Raw genomic sequence first — 11,955 nt, forward strand, 5'->3', positions numbered from 1 at the left:
CTAACGCTGCTGACCGGTCTTGGGGTCGTAGGTGACCTCCACCGCGACGATCTGGTCCGTGGGCAGGACTTCGACCCACTGGTCGAAGATCTGGAACGGATCGGCGGGGCGGAAACCGCCCGGCAGCGGGTCGAAGCCGGTCTCGAACACCTTCTCGGTGGCCAGCGTGTTCGCGATGGTGGTGTTCGCCGCCTGGAGCTTCGCCGCGACCAGGTCCAGCACCTGGCCGATCGTCTTGCCCTGATACTCCGCCGGGTCGCCGGGCTGCACGGTGTAGGGCTGGTCGAGCGCGGCTTCGCCCTCGACCCCGGCCTTTTTGAGCCAAGCCAGCGCGTCCAGCTCGTGCCCCGGCCTGATCGGCAGCACCACCTTCACCCAGGCGGCGTTGAGGAACTCGTTGCGCCGCTCGTCGCCGTCGGTCTGGATGAGCCAGCCCAGCGAGCTGCCCGACGGCGCGGGCTGGGTGTCCTCGGTGATCAGGTAGTTGACCCGGTACTCCGGCACGTTCCCCTCGTCGGTGTTGGTCCGCACCGCGTTCTCGACGCCGGTGTGGGAGTACCAGCTGACGACGGTCTCGCCCTGGAGCGGATCGTTGAGCGTCGTGTCCACATCGGACGCGCCCCAGACCGGGGACGGGGCGGGGTAGCGGCCGCGGGTGTTCTTGTCCGGCAACACGGACAGGTTGTCGGGGCGCCAGTAGTCCGGTGCGACGAAGTACAGCATCTGGTCGATGTCGAAGATCTGCCGGATCAGTTCCGCCCCGAGGTGCGGGTCGGCCTCGAACAGCTGGATCCGCTTGATGAGGTCGGCGAACACGACCTGCCGCTCCTCGGCGCGCAGGTCCTCGGCCTTACGGGTGCGCGTCTTGCTGACCAGGCCGAGCCGGTCGTGCACGGCGGCGGCGTAGGCCTTGCGCTCGATCTCGGCGACGTTCGCCTTGTACTCGACGAGCGCCTTTTCGTACGCCGCCTGCGCCGGGTTGGCGCCGGAGGGCTCCCAGTTGAGCGTCACGGTCAGCGCGATCGAGGCGCCGCCGCCGAAGTGCACCTGGTCGACGAGCACCTTGAAGGTGCCGATGTCCGCGCGTTCGACGGTCCAGTTGCTGCTGGGCGCGATGAAGGTCGCGTCCGCGCCGCTCGTGGTCTTGGCCGAGGTCAGGTAGATCTCCGAGCGCAGGACGTAGCCCGGCGCGGGCGGCGAGGCGCTGAAGTGCCCGTCCGCGCGGATGTGGTCGTCGTTGTTGTCGCTGCTCATCTCGTCGGAGTTCGGGTCCGACCGGGTGTAGTTGAAGTCGTTGTGCGGCGCGTTCGTGGTCCCCGGGTACTGCCGGATCGGGAAGGTGCCGGTGAACGTGGTCTGCATGCGCTGCAACGGTTCCGGCGCCTCCGGCCGGTGCAGGGACGACACGTCCGGCGCGGGCACCACGTGCACCATCTCGCCGAGGCCGAGCTTGCGCCCCGGCGCGTCACCCGACACTCCCGGCGTGGTGGTCCCGGCGCCGAGGAACACCTGCCAGCTCAGCTGGCTGCCCAGGTGCTGCAGCTGGACGCCGACTTTGCGCATCTTGCGGCGCAGCTCGTAGTTGACGAGTTTGTCGGTGGTGTTCTGGACGACGTAGCGGCGGCTTGAGGTGTCGGTCTGCTCGGTCACGGTCCGGAAGGTGGTCTTGAAGTTGCGGACGATCTCGCTGCTGACCTTCGAGCTCTGCGTGCGGGAGTGCTTGTGCGTCTGCTCGGAGGACTTCTTCGTGGTGGACTCGTTGTTGAAGGTGGCGCTGACATCGCCGTGGTAGATCCCGGCGAAGTTCGCCCCCGCGCTCGCGCTGGCCCCGAGCTTGGTGTCGTTGGCGTTCTCCTCCTTGATCGCGTCGGCGACGTCCGTCTGGTCGGTGAGCGACTCCTCCGACTTGCGCGTGACCTGCTCGGACTGCTCGGCGGTCTGCTCGGTCAGCGTCCGCCGGGTGCTGGTCTCGATGACCTCGACGGTGCCGCCGGGACTGAGCCACAGGTGCCCGGCCGGGGCGCCGAGGAACGTGTCGAACTCGAAGAAGTACTGCCGGAACAGGTCGACCAGGCCGATGGGGGAGAGCACGCCGGCGGTCGGCGGGACGGCGTCGAAGGTGGCGAGAGCGGCGCCGGTGCGCTGAGTGTTCTGCGCGCCCTGCCAGCCCGCGAGCGGCTGGTAGACGCCGAAGACCTCGCTGGCGTAGGGGAGCGTGCCGGTGAAGTCGGCCAGTGGCCGTCCGGTGAACACCCGCTGGTTCGACGAGGGCGCGGGCAGGGTCTGCACGTTGTTCACCGGGCCGTTGGCGGTCCCGGCGAACGGCAGCACCGTCCACGGCCTGCCGGTGGCGCCGCTGACCAGGAACACCTCGCGGTCGGCCTGGCCGGCGGGCGCGACGAACGAGATCGTCTGCGTGCCGGTCGCCGGGGCGCTGAGCACCTTGCCGACGTACTGGCGGCTGATGCTCGCGTCGTGTTCGAGGAAGGCGCCGCCGAGCGAGGCGACGTCCGGGAAGCGGCGCGGATCCTGCACGTCGACGTCGGCCGGGATGGCGAGGGCCAGTCGCTGACTGGTCAGCAGGTCGGTCGGCGAGGAGGGCTGCACGGTGTAGGTCCAGACCTGGTACGCGGCGTTCGGGCCGCTGGTCGCCAGCGGCACCCGTCCGGTGAAAGTCACTGTCAACGACACTTGATCGCCCCTCGCTCGAACGGGTGAAACCCCGAGACCCCAGCATCGGCGAGCGGGCGGGCGTGCGGCACGAGCCAGCAGGAGGACGAACGGGCGGACCCGACCTCACCATCGGGCAGGCGGACGCCGGAAATCCAGTTGACGGAGTGAGCGCTCACTCCGCATACTGGAGGTCATGACACCACCTATCCCGACCCGGCGAAGAGCACCGGGAATGAGCCCAGAGAACCGGCGGCGGTCGATCATCGCCGCGGTCCTGCCACTGGTGATCGACCATGGCACCGCGGTCACCACCAACCAGATCGCCCGCGCCGCCGGTATCGGCGAGGGCACCATCTTCCGCGCGTTCAAGGACAAGGAAGAGCTGTTCGACGCCTGCGTGCACGAAGCGCTCAAGCCCGACAGCGCGCTCGACGCGATCGCCGAAATCCCCATCGACCAGCCACTCGATGCCCGCCTCAACGAAGCCGCCGAAGCTCTCGGCGCCCACCTGGAGCGCATGGGCGCGGTGCTGGGCGCCATGCACGCGGGCGGCAAGCCGCGCCACCGCGACCCCGAGCACCGCGGCAAGGGCCTCCGCGGTGGCCGCCGCGAGTCGATGACCGCCATGCGCGGCGCGATCACCGAGCTCTTCGAGCCGGAAAAGGAGCACCTCCGCGTCCCGGCCGAGCAGCTCGCGTCGCTGTTCCTGGCGCTGCTGTTCACCCGGACCCGTTTCGACCCCGAGGACGGCGGCGCGACCACCGGCCAGGTCGTCGACATCTTCCTCAACGGCGCACTGGAGGCCAAGTGATCGGCGGTGGGGGCGGTCTCGAATTCATGATGCGCCGAGGCCGGGGCCGCGCGCCCTCGACAGTGCCCGACAGCGGCCTCACCGGCCCTGTCGACATCCCGGAACCCAAGCCGGAGGAGCAGCCGAAGGACCTGCGCTCGCGGTTCCAGCGGCTACGCCAATCGATCGCCGGCACGGTCCGCGGCCTGCCCAAGGTCGCCAAGCTGACCTGGCAGGCGAGCCCGCTCCTGACGATCACGATCGCGCTGGTCACGCTCGTTTCCGGCCTCCTGCCGACGGTCACCGCGTACATCGCGAAGCTGCTGATCGACTCGGTGGTCGCGGCGATCCAGGGCCACGGCACGAAGGGCGCGATCGTCGGGGTGGCGGCGTTCCAGTTCGGGATCCTGGCGCTGACCTCGATCGCGAGCGCGCTGACGTCGATCAGCCAGACGCTGCTGCAGGAGAAGATGACGCTGACCATCCGCCACCAGGTGATGGACCACGCGAGCAAACTGCACCTGTCGTACTTCGAGGGTTCGGCGTCCTACGACATGCTGCGCCAGGCCGCCCAGGAGGCGCCGACCCGGCCGCTGTCGATGATGACCTCCGCGCTGGGCCTGGTCAGGACGTCGATCACGTTCGGCAGCATGATCGCGCTGCTGGTGTCGATCAGCCCGCTGCTGGCGCTGGTCGCGCTGCTGGCACCGATCCCGGCGTTCATCTCGCAGTCGAAGTACGGCGCCCGCGCGTTCTGGCTGACGTTCCGGATGTCACCGATCAAGCGGCGGATGGACTACCTGTCCTCCCTGGTCACCACCGACACCTACGCCAAGGAGACGAAGCTGTTCGGGCTCGGCCCGTACTTCGTCGACCGCTTCCGGCGGCTCGGGCTGGTTTCCTATGAGCGGCAACGGAAGCTGACCCGCAACCGCAACCTCAGCTCGACGGCCTGGGGCCTGCTGAGCACCGCGGTCGGCTCCGGGATCGCGCTCTACATCGCATTGGAGGCCGTCGGCGGGCGGCTCACCCTGGGCGACCTGGCGCTGTACACGGCCGCGGCGACGTCGGTCCAGGCATCGGTTTCGGGCCTGTTCACGGCGTTCTCGGGGATGTACGAGAACAACCTCTACCTGGACAACCTGTACCGCTTCCTCGACACCGAGCCGGAGATCGTCGCCCCGCCGGAGCCGAAGCCGATACCGTCCACAGTGGAGGGACACATCGAGTTCGACGAGGTGTCGTTCAGTTACCCCGGCGCGGCGGAACCGGCACTGGACGCGGTGAGTTTCGAGATCATGCCGGGCGAGACGGTGGCCGTGGTCGGCCGCAACGGCGCCGGCAAGTCGACGCTGTTCAAGCTGCTCTGCCGCCTCTACGACCCGACCGGCGGCCGCATCCTGCTCGACGGCGTCGACATCCGCGAGTACGACCCGGACGAGCTGCGCCGCCAGATCGGCGCGATGTTCCAGGACTACGTGACGTACCAGGCGACGGCGGCGGAGAACATCGGCCTCGGCGACCTCGACCGCCTCGAGGACCGGCCCCACATCGAGGAGTCCGCGAAACGCGCGGGCGCCGCCGAGCGGATCGAGCGGCTGCCCAACGGCTATGACAGCCCATTGGGCCGCTGGTTCGACCAGGGCGTCAGCCTCTCCGGCGGCGAGTGGCAGAAAATAGCCCTGGCCAGGGCATTCCTGCGCGAAACCCCGATCCTCGTCCTCGACGAGCCGACCTCGGCCCTGGACGCCCAGGCCGAGCACGACCTGTTCTCACGCCTGCGCGAACTGTCCTCGGGCCGCACGACGCTGTACATCTCGCACCGGTTCTCGACGGTCCGCCAGGCCGAGCGAATCCTCCTGCTGGAGCACGGCAAGGTGGCCGAGTACGGCACGCACGAGGAACTGATGGCGGCCAAGGCGGGCTACGCGGACCTCTTCACCCTCCAAGCCGCGGCCTACCTCGACGAGGTGGCCTTCAGGGACAGTCGAGGTGTCGGCCCGGGAGCAAAACGGACGTCTCGCACGTTGTCCAGGGTATGGCTGTCGCGTTCCTGCTCTATGTCATCGCCGAGGTCGCCGCCGTCTGGGCGGTCGGCTCCGCCGTGGGCGTGCTCGCCACGATCGGGCTCCTCCTGGCGGGCGCCATCTTCGGCTCCTGGCTCGCCCGCCGCGAAGGCGGCAAGGCCATGCGCGCGTTCGTCGAGACGGCACGCGCCGGCCGCAACACGGAGAAGGAGATCTCCGACGGCATGCTCATCGCCCTCGGCGGCGTCCTGATCCTGCTGCCCGGCTTCGTGAGCGACGTCCTCGGCCTGCTCTTCCTCCTCCCGCCCACCCGCGCGGTCGCCCGCAAGCTGTGGCTCAAGCGCATGGAGAAGCGCGCGGTCATGTACGCCAACCGCGCCCGAGGCCCGGTCATGGTGGTGGACAGCGAGGTCGTCTCGGAGGACCGCCCGGTGAAGCAGCACCCGATCATCGAAGGCTGACAAATCCTGTCGGTGGCTCCCCGTACCATCGGGATCACCGAGAGGAAGGTAGCTGGCCGTGTCAGATCCGGATTTCCAGCCGTTCGCGCACCTGAACGCGCCCAATTCCGCCCTGTACCGGCTGGTCATGAAGACGTTCGTCCAGGCAAAGCGCAGGTTCACCGTGCACCTGCGGCCGGAGGACGTGCACGAAAAGCTCACCACGGTTGAGTTGCCGGAGATCGCGAAGGCGCTGGCCAACCTCGTCGACTGGGGCAACCTGCGAGACGATCCCGACACCAGCCGCGTCACCACCGTCGAAGACTTCCACCGCGCCCGGTTCCTGTATCAGCTCACCGATCGGGGCGAGGCCGCCGAGTCGGCGCTCACGGCTTACGACGAGGCGCTCGGCAGGCGAGGCGCGCTGCAGGGGGTCGCCCTTTCGGACATCGCCACCCAGCTACAGGTGCTGCTCGAGCTCGCCGGTCAAGCCGCACCCGACCCGGCCAAGGTGCACCTCGCGCTGCGCGGCCTGGTCAGCAGGTTCACCGATCTCGCAGGCAACGCACAGGCGTTCATGGGTTCGCTGCAGCGCACGATCGACCTGCACGACGCCGATGCGGACGCCTTTCGCGCGTACAAGGATCGGCTGATCGACTATCTGGAACGGTTCATCAGGGACCTGGTCGGCACCGGCGGGAAGATCGCGACACTGATCGACGGGATCGAGAGCCTCGGTGTCCATGCCCTGCTGGACATCGCGGCCTGGCGCGAGGCGGAGGACGCGGCACCGGGGCAGGGCGAAGGTGCGGACGATCCGCGCCGAAGCGAGTTCGAACGCGTCCGGCCGCTCTGGCAGGACCGTTGGCAGGGCGTGCGCGCCTGGTTCGTCAGCGAGCAACATCACCCCAGCCAGGCGAAGTTGCTGCGCTCACAGGCGCGTGCCGCGATTCCGCAGTTGCTCCAGGTCGTGGCCGCGCTCAACGAGCGCCGCGCGGGCCGGTCCGACCGCTCCGCGGACTTCCGCAGCCTCGCCAAGTGGTTCGCACAGGCGCCGGACGAGGCCTCCCTGCACCAGCTGTGGCGGTCGGCCTTCGGTTTGTCCGCGTCCCGCCACCTGACGGTGGACGGTGAGACGCTCGAAACCCGCGCGGAGCACCCCGTCCCGCCGAGCACGCCGTGGGCGGACGCGCCACCATTGGAGATCAGCCCGCGGCTGCGCAAGACGGGAAGCTACGAGCGTCGCGGCAAGCCGAACCGCGTGGTCGATCGCAGCGAACAGCGCCGTTACCTGGCCGAGTTGGCCACCCGGGAAGCCACCGAGACAGCCGACGCGCGCGCCGCCTTGGTCACTTCACATCCGACCAGGCTCACCGATCTCGGTCTGCTCGAACCGGCCGCGTTCCGGCTCTTCCTCGCCCTGCTGGGTGACGCGCTGGCAGCGAAAACTCCGGGAACACGGACGGTCGAGACCACCACCTCGGACGGCAGCATGGCCATCCGGCTGACAGCCCTGGACGGGGCCGGAATCGCGGAGATCCCGACACCGGGCGGGGTGTTCCGCGGGCCGGACCACCTGGTGGAGATCGTGGACCTGACCGTCGACGGGCTCGAGGAGCGCACGGCGTGAGTTCCCTCGGCGACGCACTGAGCGCCTCGCGCACCGACGAGTTCCGCCGGGCCGCGCGGGCGCTGCTCCGACGTCCGATCGTGCGCGCGGCCGGGCCGGACACCGACGAGTTCACGGTGGTCCGCAGGCACGCGAGCGAACTTCGTGCCTGGTTCGATCGCAACACCGGCTGGCGCCTGCTGGTCGACAGTGAAGTCGCCAGGCTGGTCAAGACCACGGCAAGCGTCGAAGACCACACGCATCCGGCCAGGGACGTCCGTTCACGACAGCCGTTCGGCCGTCGCCGGTATGTACTGACCTGCCTCGCGCTCGCGGTGCTGGAGCGTGCTGACGCGCAGATCACCCTGGGCAGGCTCGCCGAACTGGTGGTGCTCGGCGCGTCCGACCCGGACCTGGTCGACGCCGGGGTCACGTTCACCCTGCAGGGGCGCGAAGAGCGCGGCGACCTGGTCGCGGTGGTCCGGTTGCTGCTCGACCTCGGCGTGCTGAGCCGGGTGGCGGGCGATGAGGACGCCTTCGTCAAAGACACCGGAGACGTGCTCTACGACGTGGAGCGCCGGGTGCTCGCGGCGCTACTGGCCGCTCCGCGCGGGCCGTCCACAGTGCGGGAGACGGGGTTCGAGCAGCGCCTGTCCGCGCTGACCTACGAGCTCCCGCCCACCACCGACGACCTGCGCAACCAGCGGATGCGGCACCACCTCACCCGTCGCCTGCTCGACGAGCCGGTGCTCTACTTCGACGAGCTGACCGAGGCAGAGAACGCGTACATGACCAGCCAGCGCGCGGCCATTGCCTCGCGAATCACCGAGCTGACCGGCTTGATCGCCGAGGTACGCGCGGAGGGCATCGCGATGGTCGACCCGTTCGACGACCTCACCGACGTCCGAATGCCGGAAACCGGCACAGAAGGCCACGTGACGCTGCTGCTCGCCGAGTACTTGACGACCATCGGAGGCCGCGCGGCGCCGGTCATCGAGCTGCACGGCAAGGTCCGCGAGTACGCCGCCGAGAACCGGACGTACTGGCGGCGCAGTTCCATCGATCCCGGGGCCGAGATCGAGCTGACGGCTGTCGCGCTGACGCGGCTGGAAGCGCTTCGGCTGATCTGCCGGACCGCCGATTCCGTCACCGCCCGCCCGGCGCTGTCGCGGTACGCGCTGGCCGCACCGACCATCCAGGAACCCAAGGACCGGCGATGACCCGCAAGCAGCCCGAACCCGTACTCGAACGCTGGCAGCCGTTGCGAGCCGGGCTGATCGACCTCTTCTACTACGACTCCGAAGAGTTCTGGTTCCGCGACGGGCGGCTGCTGCTGCGCGGCAACAACGGCACCGGCAAGTCCAAGGTGCTCGCGCTGACCCTGCCGTTCCTGCTCGACGGCGACCTGTCGCCCCACCGCGTAGAACCGGACGCCGACCCGAAGAAGAAAATGGAGTGGAACCTCCTGCTCGGCGGCGCTCACCCGTACCCCGAGCGCCTCGGCTACACCTGGCTGGAGTTCGGCCGCGTCGACGAGCACGGCGAGTCCCACTTCAGGACGCTCGGCTGTGGACTGAAAGCCGTGTCCGGCAAAGGAATCGCCCGGCATTGGTTCTTTGTCACGGAGCAACGCGTGGGCACCGAACTGAGGCTCGTCGACGCGACCGGGCTGGCACTGACCAAGGATCGGCTCGGCGACGCGCTGGGCGAGCACGGCACGGTCTACGAGCGCGCGCGGAACTACCGTCGCGCCGTCGACGAGGCCCTGTTCGGCTTCGGTGAGCAACGCTACGGCGCGCTGGTGGACCTGCTGATCCAGCTGCGGCAGCCGCAGTTGTCCAAGCGCCCCAGCGAAAAGGCACTGTCCGCAGCGCTCACCGAGTCGCTACCCCCACTGGACCAGGCCGTCGTCGCGGACGTCGCCGAGGCCTTCCGCAGCCTGGAGGAGGATCGCGAGTCGCTGGCCTCGATGACCGAAGCGCACAACGCGGCGACGTCGTTCCTCGGCCACTACCGCCGCTACGCGCGGATCGCCTCCCGTCGGCGCGCCGCCCAACCGCGTGAAGCGCAGGCGGCCTATCGCCGAGTCGGCGAGCAGCTGACCGCGGCCGAAGGCGACTACCGCAAGGCGGAAGCCGACCTCGACGCCGCCAAGATCCTGCTCGACAACCTGACCACGGCACGAAAACGCTTACAGGCCAAGGAAGAAGCCCTGCGCGCCAGCCCGGAGATGCGCAGCGCGCACGAACTGGAGCGCGCGGCGAAGGACGCCCGCCGACTCGCCGAGGACGCGAAGCGCCTCATCACCGGGCGCGACCGCGCCGCGGTGAGACTGACGACCCGCCGCGAGCGGCACGGGCTGGCCGCCGGACGGCTGGAGTCGGCACGCGTGGCTCTGGACTCCGCTCGCACCGAAGCCAACTCGGCCGCCGAGACGGCGCGGATCGGCGGTCAGCACGCCGAGCGGATCGACGCGGCGGTGCCCACGAACCCGGATCTGGTCGCGCTGCGGCGGGAGGCGGAGCAACTCGTCGTCCGCCAGCAGCGTGCTATCGAGCAGGTCGCGGCGCTGATCCGTGCCCTCGAAAAGGCGGCCCGCGAGCTGGCCGAGGCCCGCCGAAAGGTCACCGAACTCGATACTGAGGCAGCCGATCTGGCCGAGCGCCGGACGGACGCGGAAGCCGGGGTCACCGCGCGCGGCGCCGAACTGGTGACGGCCGTGCGCGGCCATCTGGACGCGGCCACCGAACTACGGCTGACCGACCCGGCCGCCACGCTGGCCGAGCTGGAACTGTGGGTCGAGACGCTCGACGGCCCGAATCCGTCAGCGGCCGAGGCCGGGGTGGCCGGGCAGAGCGCCGCCGCGAACCTCGCCCGCGCTGACGCCGCCCTGGAGGCCAAGGAACTCACCGGCCGCCATCGCGTCGAGGAGCTGACTGAGGAAATCCGTCGACTTGAGCGCGGCGAAGACAATGTCCCACCGACACCCCACACCAGGCAGAACGTCGATCGGACGGGCCGCGCGGGCGCTCCGCTGTGGCAGCTCGTGGACTTCGCCGCCGCGCTCGATCCGGCCGAGCGGGCGGGGCTGGAGGCCGCGCTCGAAGGCGCGGGCATCCTCGACGCGTGGGTGACTCCGGCGGGCGAGTTGCTGGCACCGGACACCGAGGAAGTGGTGCTCAGTCCCCGTGGCCGGGTCGCAGGCACCGACCTCGGCACCGCGCTGCTTCCCGCGGTCGACCGGGAAAACCGCCAGGCCGCGACCGTCTCCGACGAAACCGTCGCCGGGCTGCTCGCCTCGATCGGCTTCGGTGAAGACGGAGACACGTGGGTGCGCGCCGACGGCTCGTACCGGATCGGCGTCCTCACTGGCTCGTGGCACAAGCCAGCCGCGCAGTACATCGGACGAGGGGCGCGGGAAGCCGCCCGGCGCGCACGGTTGGCCACGCTGGGCATCGAACTGTCCACAGTGGAATCCGAGCTCGTCGAGCTGACCGACTCCCGGCAACAGCTGCGTGAACGCCAGACCACGCTGGCCGCTGAGGTGGCCGATCTCCCACCGGACACCGTCCTGCGCGACGCACACGCCGAGGTGAAAAGGCTCGCCGGGGAACTTCAGCGCCTCGTCGCCAAGCAGGCGAACGCCGCGACGGCTGTGGTCGGCGCCACCGAGAAAGCCGACGACGCGCGGGGCACGCTCGACGAGGCCGCCGGAGACGCCGGACTTCCCGCGACCGAGACCGAATTGTCCGAAGTGGAGAGTGGGGTCAGCGCCTACCGGGTCGCGCTCGCCGGGCTCTGGCCCGCGGTCGGCTCGATCTCCGAGGCGGCCCGCGAAGCGGAACAGGCCGCCGAGGAGCGCGAAGAAGCCGAAGCCGACTTGGCCGAGTTGTCAGACCGGGCAGGCCATGCCGAGCAGGAGGCCGCAGGCGCCGCCGAGAAGCACCAGACGTTGCGAGACACCGTCGGCGCAGCGGTCGCCGAGCTGGAGTCGCAGCTCGCGGAAGTGGCAGAAGGCTTACGCACCAACGAAATCCAACGCGACGACGGCGGCATCGAGCGGGACCGCGCGATCAACGCACGGGGCAGGGCGGAGGGTCGTCGCGAAACCCTGACCGACGAACTGACCGTCGTCACAGCCGAACGCGCCGCCGCGGCCGAGTCACTCCGGCGGTTCGCCACGACCGGCCTGCTCGCGGTGGCGCTGCCCGAGCTCGACGTCCCGGATCCGGGCGAACCATGGGCGCCGGATCCGACGGTGCGCCTCGCCAGGCGGATCAACGAAGAGCTCACGGAGGTCGCCGATGACGACAACGCCTGGGACCGCGTGCAGAAGCGAGTCAACGAGGAGCTCAAGACCCTGACCGACACGCTGTCCCGGCAAGGCAGCAGGGCGTCCGGCGAACTGTTCGAGGA

6 protein-coding genes and 1 pseudogene are annotated in these 11,955 nt (G+C 69.6%); 6 read left to right on the top strand and 1 reads right to left on the bottom strand.

All coding sequences use genetic code 11. The annotated features are described in order from the left end of the window. On the bottom strand, positions 1-2,691 hold the full coding sequence (locus tag QMK34_RS36020; protein WP_326419197.1) for a hypothetical protein: 2,691 nt from the start codon (positions 2,689-2,691) through the stop codon (positions 1-3). A gap of 214 nt (positions 2,692-2,905) precedes the next feature. On the opposite strand from QMK34_RS36020, the gene QMK34_RS36025 reads away from it, so the two are divergent. The 6 genes and pseudogenes from QMK34_RS36025 to QMK34_RS36050 all read left to right on the top strand — a co-directional run. Then, positions 2,906-3,484: a TetR/AcrR family transcriptional regulator gene (locus QMK34_RS36025; RefSeq protein WP_326419198.1), complete on the top strand. Its 579-nt coding sequence runs from the start codon at positions 2,906-2,908 to the stop codon at positions 3,482-3,484. Between the two features lie 26 nt (positions 3,485-3,510). Continuing rightward, a pseudogene (locus QMK34_RS36030) lies at positions 3,511-5,439 on the top strand (ABC transporter ATP-binding protein); the annotation flags it as partial. A 62-nt stretch (positions 5,440-5,501) separates the two neighbouring features. Further along, positions 5,502-5,951, top strand: a complete 450-nt coding sequence (locus tag QMK34_RS36035) for an FxsA family protein (RefSeq protein ID WP_326419199.1) — start codon at positions 5,502-5,504, stop codon at positions 5,949-5,951. A 58-nt stretch (positions 5,952-6,009) separates the two neighbouring features. Next, positions 6,010-7,560: a TIGR02677 family protein gene (locus tag QMK34_RS36040; RefSeq protein ID WP_326419200.1), complete on the top strand. Its 1,551-nt coding sequence runs from the start codon at positions 6,010-6,012 to the stop codon at positions 7,558-7,560. After that, a complete protein-coding gene (locus QMK34_RS36045; RefSeq protein WP_326419201.1) occupies positions 7,557-8,759 on the top strand; it encodes a TIGR02678 family protein in 1,203 nt (400 codons plus the stop codon). Before QMK34_RS36040 ends, QMK34_RS36045 begins: the two co-directional genes overlap by 4 nt. After that, positions 8,756-11,955, top strand: a 3,200-nt coding sequence (locus QMK34_RS36050) for a TIGR02680 family protein (protein ID WP_326419202.1), incomplete at its 3' end; no start/stop codon positions are given. The genes QMK34_RS36045 and QMK34_RS36050, both read left to right, overlap by 4 nt.

This window comes from Amycolatopsis sp. H20-H5, from assembly GCF_035828755.1.
Lineage (GTDB): Bacteria > Actinomycetota > Actinomycetes > Mycobacteriales > Pseudonocardiaceae > Amycolatopsis.